General features: G+C 65.2%; 23 protein-coding genes. 12 read left to right on the forward strand and 11 right to left on the reverse strand.

The window, feature by feature from the left end:
- Positions 1–12 precede the first annotated feature (12 nt).
- The 3 genes from NK8_RS24280 to NK8_RS24290 are packed head-to-tail and all read left to right on the forward strand — an operon-like array spanning position 13 to position 1,875.
- Entirely contained in the window at positions 13–957 is a 945-nt protein-coding gene (locus NK8_RS24280) for a helix-turn-helix domain-containing protein (RefSeq protein WP_213230657.1), read from the forward strand.
- A gap of 14 nt (positions 958–971) precedes the next feature.
- Complete coding sequence (locus tag NK8_RS24285; RefSeq protein ID WP_225936364.1) at positions 972–1,376, forward strand: helix-turn-helix transcriptional regulator; 405 nt, start codon at positions 972–974, stop codon at positions 1,374–1,376.
- Entirely contained in the window at positions 1,354–1,875 is a 522-nt protein-coding gene (locus tag NK8_RS24290; RefSeq protein ID WP_213230658.1) for an SRPBCC family protein, read from the forward strand. The genes NK8_RS24285 and NK8_RS24290 overlap by 23 nt, the downstream gene beginning before the upstream one ends.
- 16 nt (positions 1,876–1,891) lie before the next feature.
- On the opposite strand, the gene NK8_RS24295 is transcribed toward NK8_RS24290, so the two are convergent.
- The 3 genes from NK8_RS24295 to NK8_RS24305 form a co-directional block, all read right to left on the reverse strand.
- Complete coding sequence (locus NK8_RS24295) at positions 1,892–2,053, reverse strand: hypothetical protein (protein WP_162068601.1); 162 nt, start codon at positions 2,051–2,053, stop codon at positions 1,892–1,894.
- 88 nt (positions 2,054–2,141) lie between these two features.
- Positions 2,142–2,534: a hypothetical protein gene (locus tag NK8_RS24300; protein ID WP_213230660.1), complete on the reverse strand. Its 393-nt coding sequence runs from the start codon at positions 2,532–2,534 to the stop codon at positions 2,142–2,144.
- A gap of 63 nt (positions 2,535–2,597) precedes the next feature.
- Positions 2,598–4,835, reverse strand: coding sequence for a mechanosensitive ion channel family protein (locus NK8_RS24305; RefSeq protein ID WP_225936411.1), 2,238 nt, complete (start codon positions 4,833–4,835; stop codon positions 2,598–2,600).
- A gap of 375 nt (positions 4,836–5,210) precedes the next feature.
- Between NK8_RS24305 and NK8_RS24310 the strand changes: the two genes are divergently transcribed.
- Positions 5,211–7,001 (forward strand): acyl-CoA dehydrogenase, encoded by a 1,791-nt coding sequence (locus tag NK8_RS24310; protein WP_213230664.1) that lies wholly within the window; start codon positions 5,211–5,213, stop codon positions 6,999–7,001.
- A 16-nt stretch (positions 7,002–7,017) separates the two neighbouring features.
- Positions 7,018–8,715, forward strand: a complete 1,698-nt coding sequence (locus NK8_RS24315; RefSeq protein ID WP_213230665.1) for an electron transfer flavoprotein-ubiquinone oxidoreductase — start codon at positions 7,018–7,020, stop codon at positions 8,713–8,715.
- A gap of 39 nt (positions 8,716–8,754) precedes the next feature.
- Here the strand turns inward: NK8_RS24315 and phaZ are convergent, their stop codons facing one another.
- The 7 genes from phaZ to NK8_RS24350 form a co-directional block, all read right to left on the reverse strand.
- Positions 8,755–9,570 (reverse strand): poly(3-hydroxyalkanoate) depolymerase, encoded by an 816-nt coding sequence (gene phaZ / locus NK8_RS24320; RefSeq protein ID WP_162068606.1) that lies wholly within the window; start codon positions 9,568–9,570, stop codon positions 8,755–8,757.
- Positions 9,571–9,660: 90 nt separating this feature from the next.
- Positions 9,661–11,331: an alpha/beta fold hydrolase gene (locus NK8_RS24325; RefSeq protein ID WP_213230667.1), complete on the reverse strand. Its 1,671-nt coding sequence runs from the start codon at positions 11,329–11,331 to the stop codon at positions 9,661–9,663.
- Positions 11,332–11,350: 19 nt separating this feature from the next.
- On the reverse strand, positions 11,351–11,815 hold the full coding sequence (locus tag NK8_RS24330; RefSeq protein WP_213230669.1) for a MaoC family dehydratase: 465 nt from the start codon (positions 11,813–11,815) through the stop codon (positions 11,351–11,353).
- Positions 11,812–13,476 carry a fatty acid--CoA ligase gene (locus NK8_RS24335; RefSeq protein WP_225936365.1) on the reverse strand — a complete coding sequence of 555 codons (1,665 nt, stop codon included), beginning with the start codon at positions 13,474–13,476 and terminating at the stop codon, positions 11,812–11,814. Before NK8_RS24335 ends, NK8_RS24330 begins: the two co-directional genes overlap by 4 nt.
- Positions 13,477–13,492: 16 nt before the next feature.
- Entirely contained in the window at positions 13,493–13,846 is a 354-nt protein-coding gene (locus NK8_RS24340) for a BON domain-containing protein (RefSeq protein WP_213230672.1), read from the reverse strand.
- A 14-nt stretch (positions 13,847–13,860) separates the two neighbouring features.
- On the reverse strand, positions 13,861–14,985 hold the full coding sequence (locus NK8_RS24345; RefSeq protein WP_162068611.1) for a porin: 1,125 nt from the start codon (positions 14,983–14,985) through the stop codon (positions 13,861–13,863).
- 237 nt (positions 14,986–15,222) lie between these two features.
- Positions 15,223–17,916 (reverse strand): LuxR C-terminal-related transcriptional regulator, encoded by a 2,694-nt coding sequence (locus tag NK8_RS24350; protein WP_213230673.1) that lies wholly within the window; start codon positions 17,914–17,916, stop codon positions 15,223–15,225.
- Positions 17,917–18,102: 186 nt separating this feature from the next.
- Here NK8_RS24350 and NK8_RS24355 point away from each other — a divergent pair, with 186 nt between their 5' ends.
- The 7 genes from NK8_RS24355 to NK8_RS24385 all read left to right on the forward strand — a co-directional run bounded on the left by NK8_RS24355 (position 18,103) and on the right by NK8_RS24385 (position 24,456).
- Entirely contained in the window at positions 18,103–18,954 is an 852-nt protein-coding gene (locus NK8_RS24355) for a universal stress protein (protein ID WP_213230674.1), read from the forward strand.
- 45 nt (positions 18,955–18,999) lie between these two features.
- Positions 19,000–19,980, forward strand: coding sequence for a quinone oxidoreductase (locus NK8_RS24360; RefSeq protein WP_213230675.1), 981 nt, complete (start codon positions 19,000–19,002; stop codon positions 19,978–19,980).
- Between the two features lie 11 nt (positions 19,981–19,991).
- The gene (locus tag NK8_RS24365; RefSeq protein ID WP_162068615.1) at positions 19,992–20,840 is read left to right on the forward strand and encodes a TauD/TfdA family dioxygenase; all 849 of its coding nucleotides are present in this window, start codon (positions 19,992–19,994) and stop codon (positions 20,838–20,840) included.
- 46 nt (positions 20,841–20,886) lie between these two features.
- Complete coding sequence (locus tag NK8_RS24370) at positions 20,887–21,942, forward strand: 3-keto-5-aminohexanoate cleavage protein (protein WP_061178169.1); 1,056 nt, start codon at positions 20,887–20,889, stop codon at positions 21,940–21,942.
- A gap of 65 nt (positions 21,943–22,007) precedes the next feature.
- The gene (locus NK8_RS24375; RefSeq protein WP_213230676.1) at positions 22,008–23,354 is read left to right on the forward strand and encodes an MFS transporter; all 1,347 of its coding nucleotides are present in this window, start codon (positions 22,008–22,010) and stop codon (positions 23,352–23,354) included.
- On the forward strand, positions 23,351–23,950 hold the full coding sequence (locus tag NK8_RS24380) for an alpha/beta hydrolase (RefSeq protein WP_213230677.1): 600 nt from the start codon (positions 23,351–23,353) through the stop codon (positions 23,948–23,950). Before NK8_RS24375 ends, NK8_RS24380 begins: the two co-directional genes overlap by 4 nt.
- Before the next feature lie 200 nt (positions 23,951–24,150).
- Entirely contained in the window at positions 24,151–24,456 is a 306-nt protein-coding gene (locus NK8_RS24385) for a Rieske 2Fe-2S domain-containing protein (RefSeq protein ID WP_213231547.1), read from the forward strand.
- Positions 24,457–24,486: 30 nt separating this feature from the next.
- On the opposite strand, the gene NK8_RS24390 is transcribed toward NK8_RS24385, so the two are convergent.
- Positions 24,487–25,131: a DsbA family oxidoreductase gene (locus NK8_RS24390; protein ID WP_213230678.1), complete on the reverse strand. Its 645-nt coding sequence runs from the start codon at positions 25,129–25,131 to the stop codon at positions 24,487–24,489.
- Positions 25,132–25,346: the final 215 nt, after the last annotated feature.

Consider the following 25,346-nt stretch of genomic DNA (forward strand, 5'->3'; position numbering starts at 1 on the left):
GCGTTTTCGGCCATGAAACCAGCCTACGAACATGTCGAGTTCGGCGAGGACTGTTCGGTGCGGGTTTACCATCGGCGGCTTGCGCGCATTCCGTTCGAATGGCACCACCATCCGGAATACGAACTGACGCTGACGATGAACAGTCACGGCAAGCGCTACATCGGCGACTCGGTCAGCGACTATGAAGCCGAGGACCTGGTTCTCGTGCCGCCGGATTTGCCGCATACCTGGTCATCGAACCGCTCGATCGAGCCGTCCTTGCCGCAAGTCGCCATCGTCATCTGGTTCGACGGCGCGTGGGCGAGACGCATGGCGGATTGCTGCCGCGAATACGAGCCGCTTCGCAAGCTCTTGCGCCGCGCCGCGTGCGGGCTGGCGTTCGAGCCGCCTGCCGGGGAACGGATGCGCGGCCGTCTGGATCAGTTGCTCTCGAACGTGCCACGCGAGCGCCTGAGCGCGGCGCTCGATATTCTGTGCATGCTCGCCGACGCGCACGGCCATCCGCTCGCTTCGCCGAGCGCCTTCAATCAGACGAACACCGGCCCCTCCGGTCACGAGCCCGAGCGGATCAACCGCGTCCTCGCCATGATCGATGCGCGCTTCGCCGAACCGCTGCGGCTCTCGGAACTCTGTGCGGCGGCCAGCCTGTCGGAGCGCACGCTCACGCGGTACTTCGTGCAGCATATCGGCGAGAGCGTCGGCCGATATATCGCGCGCGTTCGCATCGGGCACGCGTGCCGGATGCTGGGCGATACGTCGCTGCCCGTCTCGGTCATCGCGGCCCGCTCGGGTTTCGCGAACGTCGCCAATTTCAATCGGCAATTCAAGGCGGCGAAGCAGGCGACGCCGGCCGAGTATCGACGCCAGTTCATCGCTGCGGGTTCGGCGGACGAGGACACCGCAAGCAGCCTGACCGAACGGCCTCCTTCGCTTCGGCAGAAGCGCAACGCATCCTGAGCGCTGATCCTCCCTTGCCTCCCATCCATACCCATGCAATACTGAACCAAATGGCTCAGTATTCTCGACAAACTCGATTCGATGCTTCGTTCGCCGCGCTGTCGGACCCCACCCGACGCGGCGTGCTGGAGCAGTTGATGCGCGCCGACGCGTCCGTCACGGATCTCGCCGCGCGGTTCCACATGACCTTGACCGGCATGCGGAAGCACATCGGCATACTGGAGCAGGCGGAACTCGTCACCACGGAAAAGGTGGGACGCGTGCGGACCTGCAGGCTGGGCTCGCGCCGTCTCGAAGAAGAGCTGGCCTGGATCGAAAACTATCGGCAGATGTGGGCCGCGCGCTTCGACGCGCTGGATACGGTCATCGAGGAACTCAAACGCAAGGAGAAACGTGATGGTCGCAAGCAGAGAGAATGAGCCGGCGCGCACGGGCAACCGGACGACGTCGGAACGCACGTCCGAGCGCGAGATGGTCATCACGCGAATCTTCGACGCCCCGCCGCGGCTCGTGTTCGAAGCGTGGACCACGCCCGAACTGTTCAGGCAGTGGTGGGTGCCGAAGTCGAGCGGCGCGACCCTGCTTTCCTGCGAACAGGATGTCCGCGTCGGCGGCGGATATCGCCTGGAGTTCGCTCATCCCAAGGCCGCCGCGCCCCTGGCGTTCTTCGGCAAGTATCTCGAAGTCGAGCCGAATGCGCGCCTCGTCTGGACTAACGAGGAAAGCGAAGACGGCGCGGTGACCACGGTGACCTTCGAGGAGAAGGATGGCAAGACGCTGCTGGTGATGCGCGAGCTTTATCCGTCCAGGGAAGCGCTCGACGTCGCCATCGAAGGCATGGACGAAGCGATGCCCGAAACGTTCGAGCAGCTGGACGAATTCCTCATTGTCCGCGGCGCTGGCGCGCAACGGAGCTGATCTCGTCGTTTTCCGTTCAATCGCCGCGGCCAGCGAAGGGCCGCGCAGCGCTGTTTGCGGCGCTCAGCGAATCCGGCGCGAACGTCGGTGTAACCGCCGTCGACGGGTCGGGGCCCGCCGCGCCGACGAGACATCCAGCCGATACGAGGAAGATCACGGCTGACACCAGAATTCCCATGGCATTTTCCTCGCAGCCACCAGGCCTTGCGCGACACTACTAGCCTATCTGTGCGCCCCGCTGCTCGATTGACGCATGTCAAATCGGCCTATTTCTCGGCACTGGACGACGGGCATCGCATGTCTGCCGCTTTGCCGCCATCGACATTCTTCAGCGAAACAAGCAGCCTGCTTCCGGTAGTCGCCGTGATGATATGCCCGTAACTGACGGTCGGGATGAACTTGATATCGGGCGCGACGGCGACGGGCGGGTTTTGCGCGCCGTCGACGGTCAGATCGAGTTCCACGGTGATCGAATCGATGGCGACGCCGTAGTCCCGCTTGTGCTCGGCCTGCGCCTTCTTGAAGTTGCACAGCCCGTCCAGGACATTCTGGAGCGCCGTGGGTATATCCACTGGCTTGCCTGGCGGGATAGGCGGCGTGTTGCACGCCGCGAGGAGGAAAGCTGACGCAAGAACAGGCAGCGAGACGTGGACGCGCATCGGAATCTCCGGTTCCTGGAGTGGGCTCAGTATAGGGCAACAACACCTTCGGGATCGTTCAGGCTATTCCCTGAGCACGCGCAACTCAGGCTGAGCCGGCGCGCCGCGCTCCTGCGCAGGCGAGTGAATCTGCATCTGCGGCAGCATCATCTCGATGCCGGCATCGTCCATCCTGAGCTTCAGCCTCGCGTTGAAGGCGCGCGCCACGCTCCATTGCTGCAGCGGCCTGGTCTTGATCTGCCCTTTCACCACGACGCAGTTCGCTTCGAAGCGATCGAGGCCCCACACTTCGACCGGCGCCAGTATCTCGCTGCGAAAGCGAAAGTCGGCGCTCAGATCGTCGGCGACTTCCGTGATCATGCGCGTGATGTCGTCCAGTTTCGCGGAGAACGGAACGCGCACTTCGAACACCGCGTTGGAAAAATCGCGCGACAGATTCTTCACGATCTTGATCTGCGAGAACGGAATGGTGTGAACCGCACCCTGCGCATCGCGCAGCCGGACGGTGCGGATCGTGAGGTCCATCACGGTGCCGGCATGTCCGCCGTCGAGATCGATCCAGTCGCCGACCGAAATCGTGTCCTCGACGATGATGAACAGGCCCGTGATCAGATCGGTGACGAGCGACTTCGCGCCGAACCCGACCGCGAGACCGATCACGCCCGCGCCGGCGAGCAGCGGCGTCAGATTGATGCCGAGACTCGCGGCGGCGACGAACACCGCGAGGCTCGCGACCGTCACGAAGATCGCGTTGCGCACGATCGGCAGCATCGTGCGCGCGCGCGTGCCCGGACTGAGCGCCTTGTTGCGCGAGTTGTTCGGGCCGAGCGCTTCGAGAATGACGGTGTCGATGAGAATCCATAGAAACCACGCGCCGAATACCGTCGCGACGACCGCGATCAGCGCGTGCCTGAAGCCGGGCGTCATCGCGCTGTGCTTGATGACGCGCGCAATCGGTCCGCTCCAGAGTTCCAGCTCGAAACGCAGGTAGGCGAGCCAGATCAGGAACACGACCAGCGTGCACACGAAACGCAACAGCCGCGTCATGTGCGGCGCGCGGCGTTGCGCACGCGTGTCGCGCCGGCGCGTCAGATGCAGCAGCAACGCGGACACGAAAATCGTGAGCACGAGCAGCACCGCGCTGAGGACTGACGGCCGCAGCACGTCCCTTTCGGTGCCACGCCCGTCGATGATCGCGACGACCGACGCCGCCGCGATCAGCAATACCGGGATATGCCATAGCGACGCGAGGATATCGAGCGTTTCGGTCGCGAACTGGTGATCGCGCCGTCGCACATACGGGCGATTGCGGATCAGATGCGTGACCGGCCGCCGAAATACGAGCGCGAAATAGGCGAAGAGCAACGCCGCAGCGAGATTGGCGAAGGTCGATATGATGCCCGCGAGATTCGGGCCGAGCTGGCGCGTGACATCGACATTGGCGGTCCCGTCGCCGAGCGCGCCGCACGCGCCGACCGCAAAGAGCGGCCAAAGCGTTCGTGCCAGCAGTTGCTGCACGGCGGCGCGACGATGCGCCGTACTGAACATCGAGAACACGATCATGCAGATCGCCGAAAAGATGGCCCCGCCCAGGATCGCATACGCGATGACGAGCCCGAGCGTGCGGCCGAGCGCGTCGGGCATCGCGCGCACGAAGAACAGCACGGCCAGGAATGCGACGATCCAGGGTCCGGTCTGCCGCAGGGCGAAGCTCAGCATCTCGACCGATGTCGGATTCGGCGCGAGCGCGACATTCTTGCCATAGCGCGCGAACACGCGTCGCTGAACGCGGATCAGCACGTACGCGCACAGTCCCCAGAGCGCGAGCGTCGCGCCCATGCCGGTGACGATCCTGCCGAACGATTCGCCATTCGCGCCCGTGACGACGGCGCGCAGCTCGCTTGCAGCGGCGCTCGAACGCGCGCTCCAGAACCGCAACGGCGAAATTCCCTGGCTGAGATTCGTTTCGACCGATGCGATGCCCGATGCAATCGCGCCGAGCAAGTCGCCGTTGACGGCCACGGGCACGGGCGCGGCCGGCGCAGCCTTTTCCGTGGCGTCGCGCAACACCTTCAGTTGCGCGACGAAGGCGCTGCGTTGCGCGTCGTTGTCGAGCGTACCGATCAGGCCGTTCAGCGACCGCACCATCTCGGCCTGACTCGCGGGTGACGGCGGCGAGGCTGCCTGCGATCCCGAGGCTGTCCAGGTCGAGATGATGCCCTGCATCGCCGCGGGAAGGGGCGCGGCCACGGCGCAACGCATGAACATCGCGCATCCGATGAAGATGCCGAGCGCAATCATCCACGCGCGGGCATGGATCAGGACATGGCCCGCTTCGATACGCCGCGTGAATGCGCTCATGGAGACTCCCCCGGGACGTCATCCCGGTCAAAGCGGCACTATCCGCGAGATTGTCAAAGGACTCGAATCGCCGAATGCGCCGGGATTGCGGTTCTTGGAGATTAGCCTATCGCCGTGGGCATGGCGAACCGACGCGCGTCATCTCAGTGAACGTTTAAGTCACCCGCACCTGCTCCCCTCCCGTTGCGGGAGGCGCGCAACCGGCCGGCACCGCTCTAAGATCGGCGCAACGCACTGTGGGATATGGCACGCGCGCATCCGCGAGCTTCACGGCCGCTGCCGCTGCGCTCACACGCATTCATCCGGAGAGACAAATTGACGTACACCGCGCCACTGAAAGACATGCTGTTCGTGATCGAAGAACTCGCCGATGTCGCGAGCATTTCGGCGCTGCCGGGCTTCGAGGACGCCTCGCTCGACATCGCGCAGGCGGTGCTCGACGAAGCCGCGAAGTTCAACAGCGAGATTCTCGCCCCGCTCAACGCCGAAGGCGACAAGAATCCGAGCGAGTGGCATGACGGCGAAGTCACGACGACGCCCGGTTTCAAGGAAGCGTTCCGCCAGTATGGCGAAGGCGGCTGGCAAGGCGTGGTGCATCCGGCCGAATTCGGCGGACAGGGATTGCCGAAGCTGATCGCGACGCCCTGCATCGAGATGCTGAACGCCGCGAACCTGTCGTTCGCGCTCTGCCCGCTTCTCACCGACGGCGCGATCGAAGCGCTGCTCACCGCCGGTTCCGACGAACTGAAACAGCGTTACCTGCCGAAACTCATCTCGGGTGAATGGACCGGCACGATGAACCTGACGGAACCGCAAGCCGGCTCCGATCTCGCTCTGGTCCGCTCGCGCGCGCAAGCTCAGGGCGACGGAACCTACAAGCTGTTCGGCACGAAAATCTTCATCACGTACGGCGAGCACAACATGGCGGAGAACATCGTGCATCTCGTGCTCGCGCGCACGCCGGACGCGCCCGAGGGCGTCAAGGGCATCTCGCTCTTCCTGGTGCCGAAGTTCCTGGTGAACGACGACGGCTCGCCCGGCGCGCGCAACGACGTGCATTGCGTGTCGATCGAGCACAAGCTCGGCATCAAGGCGAGCCCGACGGCCGTGCTGCAATACGGCGATCACGGCGGCGCGCTCGGCTATCTGATCGGCGAGGAAAATCGCGGCGTCGAATACATGTTCATCATGATGAACGCGGCGCGCTTCGCGGTCGGCGTGCAGGGCATCGCGGTGTCCGATCGCGCCTACCAGCAGGCGGCCGCCTATGCGAAGGATCGCGTGCAGAGCCGTCCCGTCGACGGTTCCGCGAAACAGTCCGTCGCCATCATTCAGCACCCGGACGTGCGCCGCATGCTCGCGACGATGCGCGCGCTGACCGAAGGCGCCCGCGCGCTCGCCTATGTCGCAGCCGCGCATTCGGACATCGCGCATCACGCCGCCGACGCGGACACGCGCGCGCGGCATGCCGCCATCTACGAATACCTCGTGCCGATCGTGAAGGGCTGGAGCACGGAGATGTCGATCGACGTCACGAGCCTCGGCGTGCAGGTGCACGGCGGCATGGGCTTCATCGAGGAGACGGGCGCGGCGCAGCACTATCGCGACGCCCGCATCCTGACGATCTACGAAGGCACGACCGCGATCCAGGCCAACGACCTGATCGGCCGCAAGACGATTCGCGACGGTGGCGCGGCCGCCCGCGCGATCCTCGCGCAGATCGACGAGACGCTCGCCGCGCTCGAACAGCACGACGGCGCCGCATTCGGTGCGATGCATCGACGGCTCATGGCCGGACGCGCCGCGCTTGCGAACACCGTCGAGTTCATGCTGCACAACGCGAAGAGCGACACGAAAGCCGTTTTCGCGGGCGGCGTGGCCTATCTGAAGCTCGCCGGCATCGTGCTGTCGGGCTGGCAGATGGCGCGCGCGCTGATCGCGGCGCACACCAAACGCGCCGACGATCCCGCGTTCTACGACGCCAAGATCGCGACCGCGCATTTCTTCGCCGATCATCTGCTGCCGCAGGCGGTCGCGCTGGAAGCGTCGATCGTCAGCGCGAAGGGCGATCAGGGCGTGCTCGCGCTCGACGCAGACCAGTTCTGAGCGAGGGGACCACCTCATGACAATATCGACCAGACAGGCGAATCCATCGGACCGATGGATCGAAGCGTACGGCCCGCGCGAATCGATGGAATACGACGTGGTGATCGTGGGCGGCGGTCCGGCGGGGCTGTCGGCGGCCATCCGCATCAAGCAGCTTGCGCAGCAGGAAGGCGCGGACGTATCGGTCTGCGTGCTCGAAAAGGGCTCGGAGATCGGCGCGCACATTCTCTCGGGCGCGGTCATGGACCCGCGCGCGATCACCGAACTGATCCCCGACTGGAAGGCGCTCGGGGCGCCGCTGAATGTCGAAGTGACGGAAGACCGGTTCCTTTTTCTCTCGGAGAAGGGGGCGGTCAAGACGCCGAACTGGGCGTTGCCCGCGAGCTTCAGGAATCACGGCAACTACGTGATCAGCCTCGGCAACGTGACGCGCTGGCTCGCTCAGCAGGCCGAAGCGCTCGGCGTCGAAATCTTCCCGGGCTTTCCGGCAGCCGAAGTGCTGTATCGCGACGACGGCTCGGTCAAGGGTGTCGCCACCGGCAACATGGGCGTCGGCAAGGATGGCGAGCCGACCGCCGGCTTTCAGCTCGGCATGGAACTGCACGCGAAGTACACGTTGTTCGCGGAAGGCGCGCGCGGTCATCTCGGCCGCCGTTTGAGCGATGAGTTCGGGTTGCGGGCGAACGCGGGTCATCAGGTCTACGGGCTCGGCATCAAGGAACTGTGGGAAGTCGACCCGGCGCAGCACAAGCCGGGCCTCGTCGTTCACACAGCCGGCTGGCCGCTCGACACGGATACCTATGGCGGATCGTTCCTCTATCACCTCGACGGGAATCAGGTGGCGGTCGGCTTTGTCGTCGGACTGGGGTACCGGAATCCGTTCCTGTCGCCTTTCGAGGAATTTCAGCGCTACAAGACACATCCCGCGATCCGGCCGTTTCTGGAAGGAGGCAAGCGCCTGTCGTATGGCGCGCGTGTCATCACGGCGGGCGGTCTCACCGCGCTGCCGAAGCTGACGTTTCCGGGCGGCGCGCTGATCGGCGACAACGCGGGCTTTCTGAACGCGTCGAGGATCAAGGGCAGCCACGGCGCGATCAAGTCCGGCATGCTCGCCGCCGAAGCCGCCTTCGATGCGATCCGTTGCGGCCGTCAGCATGACGAACTGGGCGATTATCCGCAATCGTTCAGGCGTTCGTGGCTGCACGAGGAACTGCACAAGGCGCGCAACTTCAAGCAGTGGATGAGCAAGGGGCTGGTCGTCGGCTCGTTGATGGTGGGCGTCGAACAGAAGCTCTTTGGCGGCAAGGTGCCGTGGACGCTGCGGCATCGTCATGCGGATCACGAAACGCTGCAGCCCGCCGCGAACGCCACGCCTATCGTCTATCCGAAACCCGACGGCAAGCTGACGTTCGACCGGCTCTCCTCGGTGTTCATCTCGAACACGAATCACGAGGAGAACCAGCCGGCGCATCTGACGCTCAAGGATGCGACCGCGCCCGTCGCGATCAATCTCGCGAAGTACGCGGGACCGGAAAGCCGCTATTGTCCGGCGGGCGTTTACGAGTTCGTGAAGGACGATGACGGCGCCGAGCAACTCGTCATCAACGCGCAGAATTGCCTGCACTGCAAGACCTGCGACATCAAGGACCCGGGACAGAATATCGTATGGGTTACGCCCGAAGGCAGCGGCGGGCCGGGTTATCCGAACATGTGAATCGAGAGGGCCGCTTGCGCGGCCTTCGTCACATCGGCACTACGCTTCCAGCAGAAACTCGCGCACCAGCGGTCCCACTTCATCGGTTTGCGTGATGAGAAAAAGATGCCCGTCCTCGATGACGCGCAACGTCGCCTGACGGATGCGGCTGGCAATGATCTTCGCGTTGACGAGAGGAACGATCGGATCGTCGTCGCCATGCATGACGAGTGTCGGCTGGCGCAAGGAACCGAGCCACAGCAGGCTGCTCCATCCGCATGTGGCGAGCAACTGGTACATGTATCCGCGCCCGCCGGGCGCCTGAATATGACGCCCGTGTTCCGCCAGCAACTCGGGATCGCGCCTGTATACGCCGCCATAAATTTCCGCGCCGATCTCCCGCAGATAATCGGGGTCCCGATAGCGGCGCGCCCCGACCAGCCTCGAAAGCACCGAAAGCCGGCCCGGCACCATGATGACGCCCGGTGAAGTCGCGGCCAGCACCAGCCGCCTGCAACGCGACGGATACAGATACGCGAACTGCTGCGCAAGCGCCCCGCCCCATGACACGCCGAGCACATCGACCGGTCCGTCATAGCCGAGCTGCGCGAGCAGCCGGTCGGCCAGCACCGCGAGCGTCGAGAAGCGATACGGCATGAGCGGCGCGGGCGATCCGCCCACGCCGGGAATATCGAACATCACGACTTCCACGTCGCCGAGTGCGTCGACGAACGGCTGGATCAGTTCGAGATTCGCGCCGATGCCATTGAAGATGAGGAGCGGCGGCGACGCATCGCCGCCTCGCCAGATGCCGACGCGAAGCAGTTGTGCGCCGAGCGCGACGGTCTGTATATCCACTGTACGCACACTTTTCATCGTTCTTGTCCATGTGAATGTCGACGAAACGCCGGGCAAGCGCGCGGCATTCCCCGGTGCGCCTTCCGACGTTTGAAGTTTTGAGGCGGATTACGCCTCGTGAACATACGTTCCCGGCGCATCCCCGATACGTCGATGACGCTTGCTGCCGAGCGCTTTGGGCGCGGCGCGCAGTTTGCCCGAGCGTTCGGCGAGCCATGTGCGCCAGTCGTTCCACCACGAATCCGCTTCGGACGTCGCCCCGGCGAGCCATGCATCGGCGTCTTCGGGCAGCGCTGCGTTGTGGAGGAACTTCGCCTTGGGATTGCCTGGCGGATTGATCAGGCTCTGGATATGACCGCTCGAACTCAGCACGTAGCGTGTCTTGCCGCCGAATGCGCGCGCCGTGTTGTAGACGCCTTTCCACGGCGTGATGTGATCGGTCGCGCCCGCCATGACGTACGTATCGCACGTGACCTCTGACAAGTCGACCGGCGTGCCGAGCACAGTCAACGCCTTCGGCGTGCTGAGCAGGTTGCGCGAGAAGATGTCGAGCAACTGGCCGTGGAATTTCGCGGGCAGGCGCGTGGTGTCGTTGTTCCAGTAGAGAATGTCGAAGGCCGGCGGCGCTTCGCCCAGCAGATAGTTGTTGACCCAGAAGTTCCACACCAGATCGTTGGGTCGCATCCAGGCGAACATGCGGCCCATTTCGTCGCCTGCCAGCACGCCCTTGGACATGCTGTTGCGTTTGGCGATCTCGATGGCCTCGGGCGTGGTGAAGAGCCCGAGCTGCGATTCCGATGCATTGTCGAGCACCGCCACCATCAGCGTGGCCGCGTTGACGGTCTGCTCACCACGGCTTGCCAGATGGCCGAGCAGCGCCGAGATCGTCATCGCGCCGGAACACGCGCCGTGCAGGTTCACGGCCTCATGGCCAGTGATATCGCGCACCGCGTCGATCGCCTCGATCAGCGCGGCGACATAGGTGTCCATGTCCCAGTCGCGATGTTCCACGGTGGGATTGCGCCAGCTCACGGCGAACACCTGAAACTCGCTCTTGACGAGATATTCGACGATGCTCTTGTTCGCGGCCAGATCGAAGATGTAGTACTTGTTGACCTGCGGCGGCACGATCAAGTGCGGGCACGCATGGACGTTCGGCGTAGCCGGCGCGTACTGAATCAGTTCGAGCACTTCGTTGCGAAACACCACCGCGCCGGGCGTTGCGGCGAGATTGCCGCCGACCTCGAACGCGCCCTTGTCGACCTGCGACGGCATGCCCTTGTTGCAGAGCGTATCCGTGAGCATGTTTCGCAGACCGGCGACGACGCTCGCGCCGCCCGATTCGACGAGCTTTCTGAGCGCCGCGGGATTGCCCGCCAGCGTGTTGGTCGGCGCGAGCGCGTCCGTCACGAGCGACATGACGAACTGAGCGCGCTCCTTGCTCTTGCCGTCGAGGGCCGAGTGTTCGACGAAGCCAGCAAGCGCATTGGACCACGCCCGATAGCCATGCAGCGTCGCGCGATACAGCGGCTGATCGCGCCATGCGGGATCGGCGAAGCGCTTGTCGCTCTGCTGCGGCAAGGCCGAGGTCAGATCACGCGCGAGCGCCGCCGTCTGCGTCAGCAGCAGCGCAGGATGCAGCACCGCCTGCGCGCCGATCTGCTGCGCGGCGGCGAGCATATCGACGGCGCGCAGCCCGACGAACGGATTGGGCCCGGACATGCCATCGGTCGCGCCGGCCGTGATGTCGTCGTGTTCGCTGCTCTTGTTTACTGCCATCTCCATCTCCATACTTTCATCACGCGATGATCATCACGAGTGTCTGCGCGATCAGCGCGGGCTTGTCCTCGCCTTCTATCTGCAATTCGTTGTCCGTCCTGACGAGCATGCGGCCGTCACTCTTCCTTTCGACCGAGGTCAAAACCACGCGACTTCTCACGCGGGAACCGGATCTGACCGGCGTCATGAAGCGCACCTTGTCGAGCCCGTAGTTCAGTGCGGCCGACGCATCGGGCGGGATCAGACCCACGTCGATTGCGAGCGTCGCCAGCAGCGAAAGCGTCAGATAGCCGTGTGCGATGGTGCCGCCGAACGGGCTCTCGCGTTTCGCGCGCTCCTCGTTCAGGTGGATCCACTGCGTGTCGCCCGTGCATTGCGCGAAGGCGTCGATGCGCGCCTGATCGACGACGACCCATTCCGACACACCCAGCTCCGTGCCGACGAATTCGTCGATGGTCGCGATGCCGTATCCTGCGATGCTCATGATGTTGCTTTTCCTTCCGGCGTAACCGCGAACTGTTCGCGCAGCCGCTTCTTGTTCAATTTGCCGACGCTGGTCTTGTCGAGTTGCTCGACGATCTTCACGATCTGCGGCACCGCGTACTTCGAAATCCGTCCTGTCTCGCTGAACGCGAGCACGTGATTCCTGATGTCGTCCGCCGATGCAGGCGCTGCCGATTGCGGCTTCAGCACCACCAGCGCCACGGGCCGTTCGCCCCACTTCTCGTCCTTGATGCCGATCACCGCCACCTCGGAAACGGCCGGGTGCAGCGAGATCAGACTCTCGATTTCCAGCGACGAAACCCACTCGCCGCCCGACTTGATCACGTCCTTGATGCGGTCGGTGATCTGCAGATATCCGTTCGGATCGATGTTCGCGACGTCCTGCGTGTGCAGATAGCCGCCCTCCCAAAGCTGCGTCGATGCGTCGGCATCCTTGAGATAGCCTTGCGTGAGCCACGGCGTACGCACGACGACTTCTCCGCTCGCACGGCCGTCATGCGCCACGTCGTCTCCCTCTTCATCCACGATGCGCAGGTCGACGAGCGGAAGCGGCAGGCCCGTCTTGCAACGCAGCTCGACCTGCTCGTCGAGGTCGAGCGTCTCGCTGCCCGGCTTGAGTTGCGCGAGCGTCAGGAGCGGACACGTCTCCGACATGCCGTAGCCCGCGAAGATATCGATGCCGCGCTCGAGCGCCGCGCGCGCGAGTCCGTGCGGCAGTGCGCCTCCTCCGATGACCACTTTCCATCCGCTCAGATCGATGCTCTTCGCATCGCCGCAGCCGAGCAGCATGTGCATGATGGTGCCGACGCAATGCGAGAACGTGACGCCTTCATCCCGCACGAGCGCAAGAAGACGCTCCGGCAGGTAGCGGCCGGGGTAGACCTGTTTCACGCCCAGCACGGTGGCGATGTAGGGCATGCCCCACGCGTGCACATGGAACATCGGCGTGATGGGCATGTACACGTCGCCGCGATGAAAGCGCTGCCCGGACACCGGGCTTGCGAGCGCCGCCATCCCCGTGATGGTGTGCAGCACGAGCTGACGGTGCGAGAAATAGACGCCCTTCGGCAGACCAGTCGTGCCGGTCGTGTAGAAGGTCGTGGCGCGCGTGTTCTCGTCGAAATCCGGGAAGTCGTAGGCAGGCTCGCTGGCGGCCAGCATGAGCTCGTATTCGTCCGCGAACGGAATCGTGTGCGCGACCGCTTCGCTGCCGGCGTCGTCGATCCAGATGAAGGTGCGCACCGTTTCGAGCTGGTCCCTGATCGATTCGATCACCGGCAGAAAGTCGGTATGGAGCAGCAGGATCTGCGCGCCGGCATGGTTGATCGTATAGGCGATCTCCGCAGGCGAAAGCCGCACGTTGACCGTCTGCAACACGGCGCCCATCATCGGAATGGCGAAGTAGCACTCGAGGTAACGATGGCTATCCCAGTCCATCACGGCCACTGTCGTGCCCATGCGCGCGCCGTGACGCGAAAGGCCATTGGCGAGGCGCGCGATGCGCTCCTGCATGGCGCGGTAGGTCAGGCGCGTGTCGCCGCGATACACGATCTCCTGATCGGCCGCATGCGCGAGCGGCGTATGCAGCAGATGCTTGATCAGCAACGGATACGCGTATGCCGCAGGAGAAGATTCGAACATGTCGTGGTTCATTTGATTACTGCCCGAAATTGCGCTGGACGGTCAATTTGTTGGTCACCGACGTGACGCCGGGAACGCCTTTCGCCAGCGCGCCTGCCTTGTCTATGTGGGCGGTGTCGGTTACGGTGCCGGTCAGCGTCACGGCGCCATTCGTCGCGCGCACGCCGATGTTTCCGGCATCGATACTCTTGTCTTTGGCGAACGCGGCGTACACGCCGTTGCGCAGCGCGCGGTTCTCCTTCTTCGTCGCGACAGGCGCGCTCGCGGCCGACGCCATCGCGGGCTCGCTCGCTGCCGCCATCGTTTCGCCGGCCTGAAGGCTCGCGCCGATCGACGCCAGTACGATCAATGCTGCACTGATTCTCTTCATGGGTTGGTCCGTTCTTAGAAGTTATGGCGGATGCCGATCATCGCGGCCGTGGTCGACTCTCCCGGCGCAACGGGTTGTCCATAAACGATCGTCTGGTTCATGGTGCCGTGATTGTCGACATAACCGACTTGCGCATAGGCGAGCGTGCGCTTGGACAGGCTGTATTCCGTGCCCACCGCGAATTCGCTCGAATGATTCGTCGAGTTGTTCTTGTCCTTCAGGTAATAGAAGCCGGACGTCACCTTCAGAACCGGATTGAACCTGTACCCGAGCCCGACCGAATAGAGGTCGTAGTCCGCGCGACCCGCGTTGGCCGGATTCTTGCCATGGCTGTACGAGCCCGATACCGAGAAATCGCGGAACGTGTACATCGCGCCGAAGTACGTGAAGCGATTGTTGTTGAGTCCCGTCGGCGCGACGCCGGGCAAGGGGCTCGCGTCGTGTCCGTTGTAGTAGACCGCCGCCAGGTTCAGGCCGTAGTTCGAATACTTCAGCACGGCGGATTCCCGCGTGCCGCCCTGGAATTCGCCGGGAACACCGCCCGGCGCGTATTCCAGCGCGAGCGACGCGCCGTAGAATTTCGGCGACTCATAGACGAGCGCGTTGCTGTCGTACAGTGCGCCGATCGCGCCGTTCGTGCTGGTGCCGGTCCAGCCGGCCGCCTGGTTCATGCCGAGCCACGCGGTGAGAATGCTGCCGAAGTACTGCGCGCCGCGCACGTCGGTGTCGAACATCGCGTACACCATCGGCACGATCTGCCGGCCCGCGTTGAAGGTGCCGAACGGCCCGGACAGGCCGACCGTCGCGAACTGATTGAACTGCGCGGACACGCCCGGCGTGTCGGAGAGGCCGAACTTGCCGGTGCCCGTATCGAACGAGCCCTGCAATCTGAAGTTGACGCGGTATCCGCCGCCCAGTTCTTCGCTGCCCTTGAGGCCCCAGAAACTGGCGTAGATGCCGCCGTCCTTCAATCGATACACCTTGCCGAGATTGGGCGCGTTCGGTGCGAAGGACGCCGCGGACGTGCTCTGATAGAGCAGGCCGGAGTCGACCACGCCGTAGAGCGTCACCGAGCCTTGCGCGGCGGCGGCGCCTGAGAACGTCATCAATGCGGCAAGGCAAGAGCGTCTGAGTTTCATGAGGTCTCCATATTTTTTATCGGCTTGAGCGTTTGCATCGGGCAAACATAGCCAGGGCCGGTCAGTCGGGCAATCGCCGGATTGGTCGCTTCACGGGTTCGCGGCGCGAGTTCGCGACGGCGCGTGAAGTCATGGAGCAAGAATACGGAAGGGGGGCGATTCGAGCCCCTCTCGCGACGGGAGGGGGCGACAAGCGCGAACATCAGCCGCACGCGGGCGGCCGATTGCGCTGCGGTCTTACTGGGTGCCTTCGAGCAGGCCGAGCACGACGGCGCGGCGCACCGCGTGCTTGCGCGAACTCGCGTCGAGCTTGCCGAAGAGATTCTTCAGATGCCACTTGACGGTGCCCTCCCCGATCATCCCCGCGCGCGCGATTTCCTTGTTCGTCAGGTTGCGCGCAAGCAGTTCGAGAATCTCCCGCTCCTTGGGTGTCAGGACGACGCACGGCACCGCGCGGGGCCCACCCGTCTCGCGCGGGTGCGGCCGCACGTTCGGCAGGGCCGCCGGCGTTCTGCCGGTGTTTTCAGCGTCCGCTGCATCGCGCGTGCGCCGCGCCCAGTCGGCGAGCGAGGGATGCGCGTCGATCAGCGTACGCACCAGTCTGAAGGTCTGCGCGAGATTCATCGCTTCGAGCAGCAGCGCGGTGGCATCCACGCCCGTCTGCTGCTTCGCGAATGCGCGCAAAGCCAGGATTTCGATGCGGTAACGGCCCATCTTCAGCGCGTCGGCCTGCGTGCCCGCAGCATCCAGCACGTCGAGCGCCTGCGGCCAGTTGCGCGCGGCGATGGCCGCGTCGGCATGCGCGAGCCGTTGCATCAGCACGACCGACTCGCGCCACAGCGCGCCGCGCCCCGCCTCGCGCATCAGAATCTCGTCGATGCGGCGTACCAGCGCCTGGCAGGTCTCGTTGCGGTAGCGGCCGGCGTGCATGCGGACCTGCTCGGCGAGACTCGCGACGCACAGGCGCGGCTGACAGCGGCTCACGCCCAGCGCGTGCAGCGCTTCGAGCATGTCGAGCGCGCGATGTTCGCCGCCGCGCGCCGCTGCGATGCGCGCCGCCGTGCGATACGCGAGCATGACGGTCTCGGGCGGCGCGGCCCGTTCGAGCACGTCCAGGCGGTTCGACAGCAGCGCCGCGGCTTCATCCAGCCGATCGTCTTCGTAGGCGATCGCCGCGCACGCCACCGCGAACATGCAGCTCAGCGGATGGCGGCGGCTCAGGTCCGCCTCGGCGCTCGCGAGGGCGGGCTTCAGCACCTCTTCGGCAAGCGACATCTGGCCTTCCCACAAATAGCTGGCCCCGGTGATGTGCTCGCCCCAGCGCACCAGATAATCGAGCGTGCCGGAGCCGTCGCCGGAACGCACGCGCTGCTGCGCGCGGCGCGCCTGCGCAGGCTCGCCGAGCAGCATCGCGCGGGCGGCGAGACGGTTCGCATGCACCTGCGCGAGCCACGATCCGCCATCGGGCGGCGCTTCGGCCCACGGCTCGAAGAGCGCCACGAAGCGGTCGGGTTCATCGGCGAAATACGCGGCTGCGCTCAGGATCAGCGCGCACTCGTAGCGCAGCGTCGTATCGACGGCCGGGCCCGCGAGAATGCGCTCGATCTGGCGCTGCGCCTCCGCGTGGCGTTGCCCGACCGCGAGCGCCCATGCGGCGGCGAGGCGCAGCCGGGGGCGCTGTTCGAGTTCCGGCTCGGGAATCAGATCGAGCCAGTCGAGTACGAGGCTGAGATGCCCGTGACGCACCGCATCGAGCAGGCTGCGCTCCGCCAGTTCGAAGGCAGTCCGGTGCTCGCCTGCCGCATGTGCGTGCCGCGCGGCCTCCTCGATCATGTCGCGGGCGACGAACCATCGCATGGCGCGCGCGTGCAGTTCCTCGCGCTCGGCGGCGGGCAGGTCTGCCAGGCGCACGCGCAGGGCATCGCGCACGAGCGTGTGCAGCCGGCACCACGCGCTGTCTTCGACGGCGATGAATACAGGCGTCTCGCGCACCAGCCGCGCGAGCCGTTCGGGCGTCTCCGCGCGGCCCGTCAGCGCCTCGCATAGTTCCGGATGCAGCATGTCCACCGCGCTGACGCGGGTGAGAAAGGCGTCGTCTTCCGGCGAAAGATTGGCGACCAGCGCGCCGACGAGATGCTCGCGCAGGCCGCCGGGGCCCGACGCGATCGTTTCGACCGCCTTGCGCGGGTCCGCCGCGTGCGCCATCGCGGCGAGCGCGAGCTGGATGCCGAGCGGCCAGCCGTCGGTCACTTCGAACAGGCGCGCGCACGCGTCGGCGTCCACGCGCTCGCCAAAACGGTTGCCAATCAGCGCGATCGTTTCGTCGAGCCGAAAGCGCAACGCATCCGGCCCGACGAGCGTGCCGTGCCCGTACGCGAGCAGATCGGCCATCGGGGCTTCGAGACCGCCTCGTCCCGCCACCACGACGCGCAGGTTCTGCGGGGCGTTGTGAAGCAGATAGGCGAGCAGTCCGGCGCCGGCGGCGGGCAGACGCTCGGATTCGTCGATGATGAGCACGACCTCCAGCGACAGCAGCGCGATCTCGGCGAGCCAGCCCGTCGCGCCATCCAGATTGCCCACCGCCGCGAGCGCGCCGTCGGGCAGCATCGAGCCGAAGCCGGCGCGCGCGCAGCCTGTGCGAACCGCCTGAACCAGCCCGCGCAGGAGCCGCTCGGGGTCGTCGCGCTCGTCGGCCTGCAGCCAGGCGACGGCGATCCCGCGCGCCAGATATTCGCGCCGCCACTGCGCGAGCAGCGAGGTTTTCCCGTAGCCTGCCGGCGCCTGCACGAGCGTGATCTGCCGGTCGCGGTAATGCGCGGCTTCCGCGCTGAGCCGCAGCCGCGCGAGCAGGTTGAGGGGGGCGCGTGGCGCAATGGTCTTGAGGACCAGTTCGGTCGTCGAGGGTGCCGCGGCGCTTGTGGTGGGGGGCATCGGGAACAGGTTGGACTGAAGGATCGAGCGGCCCGCGCGGGCCGCATCTGGCTTGGATCGCGCCCACAGCATCGTTCGAATGACCGGGGGGCGTCAACCCCTCCCTTCGCGAGAGGGTCGCGCAAAGAGTCCCTGCACTACGATGCAGATGAGTTCAGGCACACACCCAATCCAGCGCACAACGCCATGTATCAGCATCTACTCGTTCCTGTCGAGGACACCGACGCCAGCGTCGAAGCAATCGGCCATGCGACCGAATTCGCGTGGGCCATCGGCGCGCGCATCACTTTCCTGCACGTGTCGTCGGCCGACGCGCACGCCGACGAATGGCTGGCGCGGGCCGAAGCCGGCGCACGCGCTCAGGGCGTGGCCTGCACGACGGTCGTCGCCGGCGGCGATGATTCGTTCGACACGCTGATCGCGCAGGCCCGCCGCCACGGTTGCGATCTCATCTGCACGAGCACGAGCCCGGCGGGAACGATCGCCACGGACGGCGTGTGGCCCGGCGTGCTGTCGTGCGGCACGGACCGGCGGCCCGCGGTGGCGGCGTCGATCGGTGCGCTTCTGAACGCGCATCGCAGGCTCGCCGACACGCTCAACGAATGGCTCGACACGCTGCGCGCCGCGCGCGAACGAGACGCCGTGCCGAGCGCGGCGGCGCTGCAAGAGATCGTCCGCAGCCTGCAGGAGTTGCCTGCGCGCGGCGTCGGGGCGAGAGCCAAAACCGCTCTGTTCCGCTGCCTTCGCAAGCGTACATCGGCGGTCAACGCCGAGCTCGCCGAACTCGAGCGCCTGCATCAACGCGACGAGGAACTGCTTCATGAACTCGCCCGCATGGTCAGTCAGGACGCGCCGATGCCGGACGTTCTCGAACAGGCCGTGAGCGCCTATGCGCGCTTCGCCTGGGACTGGATGGGCCGCGAACAGGGCGTGATTCTGCCGGCGGCGCGGCGTTATCTGAGCTACGCCGACTGGACGGAAATAGACAGCGAATTCAATTCCGCGGCGCTGCTCGGCCGGGCCGCGAAACAACACTGAACACGTCGCGAGCCAGACGGCTCGCGCGCATGAATGGAGAGACACATGGCACATGCAATCCGCTTTCACGAAACCGGCGGTCCCGAAGTATTGCGATGGGAAGAGGTCGCGGTCGGCAAGCCCGGTCCCGGACAGGTTCGTCTGCGTCACGAGGCCGTAGGCCTGAATTTCGCCGATACGTACTTCCGCTCCGGCCTCTATCCCGTTCCCCTGCCCGCCGGCATGGGCGTGGAAGCGGCAGGGGTGGTCGAAGCCGTCGGTGAGGGCGTCGATCAGGTGTGCGTGGGCGACCGCGTGACCTACACTGGCTTCATCAATACGCTCGGCGCGTACAGCACCGAGCGCCTCGCGCCGGCGGCCGCGCTCGTCCGGCTGCCGGCCGGGATCGAATGCGCCACCGCCGCCGCGATGACCATGCGAGGCCTGACCGCGTCCTATCTGATGCGCCGCATTCATGCGTTCAAGGCGGGCGACTCGATCCTGCTGCATGCGGCGGCCGGCGGTGTCGGCCTGATCGTGTCGCAGTGGGCGCGCCTCCTGGGGGTGACGGTGATCGGCACGGTGTCGAGCGAGGCCAAGGCCGAGGTTGCGCGTGCTCACGGCTGCGACCATGTGATCAACTACAGCCACGAAGACGTCGCGAAACGCGTGCGGGAACTGACGGATGGCGCCGGCGTGAATGTCGTGTTCGATAGCGTCGGCAAGGACACGTTCGAAGCGTCGCTCGATTCGCTGCGCCGCCGCGGCCTGATGGTCTGCGTCGGCACCGCGTCCGGTCCGATTCCGCCGTTCAATCCGCAGTTGCTCGCGATGAAAGGCTCGCTCTATCTGACGCGCCCGGCGCTTGCCGACTACATCGCCGATCCGGCCGAGAAGAAGGCGCTGGCGGACGAGCTGTTCGGGCATGTCGCGAGCGGCCGCATCCGCATCGAGATCAACCAGCGTTATGCGCTGCAGGATGCCGCCCAGGCGCATCGCGATCTCGAATCGCGCAAGACCACCGGTTCATCCATTTTCGTCGTGTGAGGAGACACATCATGCGCGTCGAACAACTTACCTGCTCCATCGGAGCCGAACTCAGCGGCGTGAGCCTCGCGGACGCGGTCCACGACGACGGCCTGTTCGCGGAAATCCGCGCCACGCTGCTCAAGCATCGCGTGCTGTTCCTGCGCGATCAGGACATCACGCGCGCCGAACATGTCGCGTTCGCCCGCCGCTTCGGCGAGCTGGAAGATCATCCGGTCGCCGGCAGTGATCCCGAGCATCCGGGCCTGGTGCGTATCTACAAGAATCCCGACCAGCCCAACGACCGTTACGAGAACGCGTGGCACACCGACGCCACCTGGCGCGCCGCGCCGCCTTTCGGCTGCGTGCTGCGTTGCGTCGAATGTCCGCCGGTCGGCGGCGACACCATCTGGGCGAACATGGTGCTCGCTTATGAGAACCTGCCCGAGCACATCAAGACGCAGATCGCCGATCTGCGCGCCCGCCACAGCATCGAGGCCAGCTTCGGGGCCGCCATGCCGATCGAGAAGCGGCTCGCGCTGAAAGCGCAGTTTCCCGACGCCGAACACCCGGTCGTGCGCACGCACCCCGAGACGGGCGAGAAGACGCTCTTCGTGAACGCGTTCACTACGCATTTCACGAACTATCACACGCCCGAGCGCGTGCGTTTCGGCCAGGACGCCAATCCGGGCGCGGGCCAGTTGCTCGCCTACCTGATCAGCCAGGCGTACATCCCGGAATACCAGGTTCGCTGGCGCTGGAAAAAGAACAGCATCGCGATCTGGGACAACCGCAGCACGCAGCATTACGCGGTCATGGACTACCCGCCGTGCCATCGCAAGATGGAACGCGCCGGGATCATCGGCGACGCGCCTTACTGATCTTCGCGCCTCACATACATCGATCTCAATTACGCTGGAGCACCACATGCAATTCCTCGACGATTCGCTGCACCCCGAAAACCAGGACAAGGTGGTCATCACGGTGGCGCCGTACGGCCCCGAATGGATGCCCGCCGATTTCCCCGAAGACATTCCGGTCACCATGGAAGAACAGGTCCAGAAGGCCGTCGACTGCTACGAGGCGGGCGCCACCGTGCTGCATCTGCACGTGCGCGAACTGGACGGCAAGGGTTCCAAGCGCCTGTCGAAGTTCAACGAACTGATCGCCGGCGTGCGCGCGGCGGTGCCGGACATGATCATCCAGGTGGGCGGCTCGATCTCGTTCGCGCCGGAAAACGACGGTCAGGCTGCCAAGTGGCTGTCCGACGATACCCGTCACATGCTCGCCGATCTCGATCCGAAGCCCGACCAGGTGACCGTCGCGATCAACACGACGCAGATGAACATCATGGAGTTGCTGTATCCGGAGTATCTGGAAGGCACCTCGCTCTCGAATCCGGCGTTCATGGCCGCGTACAGCGAAATGACGGTTCCCGCCGGTCCCGCGTGGGTCGAGGAGCATCTCAGGCGCCTGCAGGCGGCCAACATCCAGCCGCATTTCCAGCTCACCGGCATCCATGCGCTGGAAACGCTCGAACGCCTCGTGCGCAAGGGCGTCTACACGGGTCCGCTGAATCTGACGTGGATCGGCATCGGCGGCGGTTTCGACGGCCCGAACCCGTTCAACTTCTTCAACTTCGTCCACCGCGCGCCGGATGGCTGCACGCTGACGGCCGAGTCGCTGCTGAAGAACGTACTGCCGTTCAACATGATGGCGATGTCGATGGGCCTGCATCCGCGCTGCGGCATCGAGGACACGATCATCGACCAGCACGGCAACCGCATGACGTCGGTGCAGCAGATCGAGCAGTGCGTGCGCGTCGCCCGCGAACTGGGCCGCGAGATCGCGAGCGGCAAGGAAGCGCGCGAGATCTACAAGATCGGCGTGCAATACAAGGACGCCGACGAGACGCTCGCGCAAATGGGCATGGCGCCGAACCGCAAGGCAGGCCAGGTCAACCTTCCCCTGCGCGCAGCCTGAGGCACGGGTATTACTTTCCGGCGCGAACGGCTCGAAGAAGCCAGCGCCGGACATCGGAGGAGACAATGTTGGAAATCGATTGCACAGGGCCGCACGCGCGCGACATCGCCGCGCCCACGCCCACATCACGCAAATACGCGTGGATCATATTCGCACTGACCTTCGGACTGCTCTTGTCCGATTACATGTCGCGACAGGTTCTGAATGCGGTGTTTCCGCTGCTGAAACAGGCCTGGGGTCTGTCCGACACACAACTGGGTTCGCTCAGCGGCGTGGTGGCGCTGATGGTCGGCGTGCTGACCTTCCCGCTCTCCGTGCTGGCGGACCGCTGGGGCCGCGTGCGCAGCCTCATCATCATGGCGACGCTCTGGAGTCTCGCCACGCTCGGCTGCGCCATTGCCACCAACTACGGCGAGATGCTGCTGGCGCGCGCCTTCGTGGGTCTCGGTGAAGCGGCGTACGGAAGCGTGGGCATCGCGCTCATCCTCAGCATTTTTCCGCCGCACCTGCGCTCCACGCTCACCGGCGCGTTCATGGCCGGCGGCGCGTTCGGCTCGGTGCTCGGCATGGCGCTGGGCGGCTTTGTCGCCGTGCATCTCGGATGGCGCGCGTCTTTCGCGGCGATGGCGTGCTTCGGCATCGTGCTGGTGATCGTCTACCGGCTGGTGGTGTCGGACGCGCGCATTGCGGCGCGCTTTCCCGATCGCCAGGCGGCCAGAGAGGAAGCCGCAGGCATGCGCACGAGCCTGCGCGCGCTGATCGCGGGCCTCTTCTCGACGGTCTCGGTGGTCTGCGCCTATGTCGGCAGCGGATTGCAGCTCTTCATCATGGGCGCGGTGATCGCGTGGATGCCGAGCTTTCTGAATCGCTACTACGGGATGCCCGCGGACAAGGCCGCCGCGGGAGCCGCGGTCTTCGTGCTGCTGGGCGGCCTCGGCATGGTCACATGCGGCGTCATCACGGACCGCATCTGCAGGCATGCGCCCTCGCGCAAGTGGCTCACGGCGCTGGCCTATTGCCTGATCTCGCTGGTGCTGCTCTCCGTCGGCTTCAGGCTCGACGCCGGCCCGTTGCAACTCGTGCTGCTCGGGGCGGGAATCCTGGTCGTGGCAGGCACGTCCGGACCGGCGGGCGCGATGGTGGCGAATCTCACGCCATCGGCGATCCATGCGTCCGCCTTCGCGACGCTGACGCTGGCGAACAACCTGCTCGGCCTCGCGCCCGGTCCGCTCGTCACCGGCATGATCGCCGACCGCATCGGCCTGCTGGGCGCGCTGCAGGTGATTCCGTGCGTGAGTATTGCCGCGATGCTCGCATTCGCCATCGGCCGCGCGAGGTATGTGCGTGACCTGAGCCGTATCGACGCATTGCGCGGACAGGCCGCGAACGACAAGCCTCCTTTACACGTATGAGCAACATGCAATCCACCTCTACTCCCACGATCCTGATCGTTCCGGGACTGCGCGATCATGTCGAAGATCACTGGCAGACCCTGCTCGAACGCAGGCTTGCCCATGCACGCTCGGTGCCGCCGCTCGAGCACGACAAGCTGAGCTGCGCGGCCCGCGTCGCCGCGCTCGATGCGGCGCTGGCGCAAATCGACGGACCGGTCGTGCTCGTCGCGCACAGCGCGGGCGTCATGATCACCGTGCACTGGGCGCAGCGCCACACACGGCAGATTCACGGCGCCCTGCTCGCGACGCCGCCCGATTTCGATGCGCCGATGCCGCCGGGTTACCCGTCGCCGGACATCCTGCAGCGGGAAGGATGGCTGCCCGCACCGCGCGCGCATTTGCCGTTTCCGAGCATCGTCGCCGCCAGCACCAACGATCCGCTGGCGCGCATCGAACGCGTCGAGGAACTCGCGCGCGCGTGGGGCAGCCGTTTCGTCGATATCGGCGCGGCCGGCCATTTGAATCCCGCGTCGGGACACGGCGAGTGGCCGCTCGCCGATGAACTGATCGCCGAACTCTGCGGCGAACGCCCGCGCCAATACGCTTCCCTTTGATGGAGAACCATGCAAATGTCAGATCACGTACGGACCGCATCGTCAACGCAAACCGCAGTTACCGTCGAGCAGAAGGATTCCAACACGAACAAGCGCGCGAGGGAAACATCGGCGACACGAACCTGGGCGTGGGGACGAACCCGCGAACCCTATGACTGGATGGACGCGCACACACCGTCAGGAGACCTGAAATCGTGGCGATGAGCATAGCGCTTGCCCGCGCCGACGATCTGAAACCCGGCTCGCGCAAGATCGCATTCATCGACGGGCGCAGCGTCGTGCTGTTCAATATCGACGGCGTCATTCACGCGATCGACAATTCGTGCCCGCACAACGGCGCATCGCTCGCGAATGGCCGGCTGGACGGCCACGTGCTGCAATGCCCGGCGCATGGCCTGCGCTTCGACCTCGCGTCGGGGTGTGCCGTCGGCGCGCCGGGTTTGTGCCTGACGAAGCTGCCCGTCGAAGCGATCGACGGCGAACTCGTGACGCAACGCGTCGATTGATTCCGAAGGCCTCGGCGAAGCACGTCTCCTTTACGCCTGCTCGCCGATGACCTTCCGTATCGCTTCCTCGAACGCCTCGGAGGGCTGACCGCCGCTCACGAGGAACTTGCGGTCCAGGATGATCGCGGGCACGGACTGAATCCCGAGTTGCTGAAACTCGCGCTCTTCGGCGCGAACCTCATCGGCATACGCGCCGCTCTCCAGAATTTCGCGCGCCTTGTCGCCGTCGAGTCCGACACTTCGTGCCGCTTCGATCAGGACGTCCCGATCGCTCGGGTCCTTGCCGTCGCCGTGATACGCGGCGAGCAGCGCCATCTTGAGCGGTAATTGCCTGCCTTCGATGCGCGCCCAGTGCAGCAGCCGATGTGCATCGAACGTGTTGTAGACCCGGTTGCGTTCGCCGAACACGAAGCCTTCACGCGCACCGCGCTCGCGGATCACCGCCTGCGTCTCCCTGATCTGCTCGGGCGTGCGGCCGTACTTGCGGCCGACATAATCGACGATGCCCTCGCCCTGCGGACCCATGTCCGGATTCAGCTCGAACGGATGCAGCGTGATATGCGCATCGACTTCATCGCCGAGGCGCGCCAGTGCGCGTTGGAGGGAAGCCAGGCCCACGGCGCACCACGGGCAGGCGATGTCGGACACGAAGTCGATTTGAAGCGGTCGGGACATGGCGTTGTCAGAAAGTCGATAAGGATTCGACACGCTAGCTCAATTCGCGGTGGTCTGCAGTCTTCAACTCTCGAGCAGCACGAGCGTGCCATTCAGCGCGCGCCGAATATTTCCTACGTGTTCACTAAATATTGCAAAAAATTTGCCGTCAATGACCCGGAGAACGGGCACGACAGCGCGGCTGCCCGACGACGTCAATCAAAACAACTGAACAG

This window comes from Caballeronia sp. NK8 (assembly GCF_018408855.1).
In the GTDB taxonomy this organism is placed as follows: Bacteria; Pseudomonadota; Gammaproteobacteria; order Burkholderiales; family Burkholderiaceae; genus Caballeronia.

Coding starts and splice junctions, on each gene's coding strand:
- NK8_RS24325 (WP_213230667.1), bottom strand. CDS start 11,331: ATGGCAGTAAACAAGAGCAGCGAACACGACGACATCACGGCCGGCGCG.
- NK8_RS24340 (WP_213230672.1), bottom strand. CDS start 13,846: ATGAAGAGAATCAGTGCAGCATTGATCGTACTGGCGTCGATCGGCGCG.
- NK8_RS24295 (WP_162068601.1), bottom strand. CDS start 2,053: ATGGGAATTCTGGTGTCAGCCGTGATCTTCCTCGTATCGGCTGGATGT.
- phaZ (WP_162068606.1), bottom strand. CDS start 9,570: ATGAAAAGTGTGCGTACAGTGGATATACAGACCGTCGCGCTCGGCGCA.
- NK8_RS24290 (WP_213230658.1), top strand. CDS start 1,354: ATGGTCGCAAGCAGAGAGAATGAGCCGGCGCGCACGGGCAACCGGACG.
- NK8_RS24300 (WP_213230660.1), bottom strand. CDS start 2,534: ATGCGCGTCCACGTCTCGCTGCCTGTTCTTGCGTCAGCTTTCCTCCTC.
- NK8_RS24365 (WP_162068615.1), top strand. CDS start 19,992: ATGCGCGTCGAACAACTTACCTGCTCCATCGGAGCCGAACTCAGCGGC.
- NK8_RS24375 (WP_213230676.1), top strand. CDS start 22,008: ATGTTGGAAATCGATTGCACAGGGCCGCACGCGCGCGACATCGCCGCG.
- NK8_RS24345 (WP_162068611.1), bottom strand. CDS start 14,985: ATGAAACTCAGACGCTCTTGCCTTGCCGCATTGATGACGTTCTCAGGC.
- NK8_RS24380 (WP_213230677.1), top strand. CDS start 23,351: ATGAGCAACATGCAATCCACCTCTACTCCCACGATCCTGATCGTTCCG.
- NK8_RS24355 (WP_213230674.1), top strand. CDS start 18,103: ATGTATCAGCATCTACTCGTTCCTGTCGAGGACACCGACGCCAGCGTC.
- NK8_RS24385 (WP_213231547.1), top strand. CDS start 24,151: ATGAGCATAGCGCTTGCCCGCGCCGACGATCTGAAACCCGGCTCGCGC.
- NK8_RS24390 (WP_213230678.1), bottom strand. CDS start 25,131: ATGTCCCGACCGCTTCAAATCGACTTCGTGTCCGACATCGCCTGCCCG.
- NK8_RS24350 (WP_213230673.1), bottom strand. CDS start 17,916: ATGCCCCCCACCACAAGCGCCGCGGCACCCTCGACGACCGAACTGGTC.
- NK8_RS24335 (WP_225936365.1), bottom strand. CDS start 13,476: ATGTTCGAATCTTCTCCTGCGGCATACGCGTATCCGTTGCTGATCAAG.
- NK8_RS24305 (WP_225936411.1), bottom strand. CDS start 4,835: ATGATTGCGCTCGGCATCTTCATCGGATGCGCGATGTTCATGCGTTGC.
- NK8_RS24280 (WP_213230657.1), top strand. CDS start 13: ATGAAACCAGCCTACGAACATGTCGAGTTCGGCGAGGACTGTTCGGTG.
- NK8_RS24315 (WP_213230665.1), top strand. CDS start 7,018: ATGACAATATCGACCAGACAGGCGAATCCATCGGACCGATGGATCGAA.
- NK8_RS24330 (WP_213230669.1), bottom strand. CDS start 11,815: ATGAGCATCGCAGGATACGGCATCGCGACCATCGACGAATTCGTCGGC.
- NK8_RS24370 (WP_061178169.1), top strand. CDS start 20,887: ATGCAATTCCTCGACGATTCGCTGCACCCCGAAAACCAGGACAAGGTG.
- NK8_RS24360 (WP_213230675.1), top strand. CDS start 19,000: ATGGCACATGCAATCCGCTTTCACGAAACCGGCGGTCCCGAAGTATTG.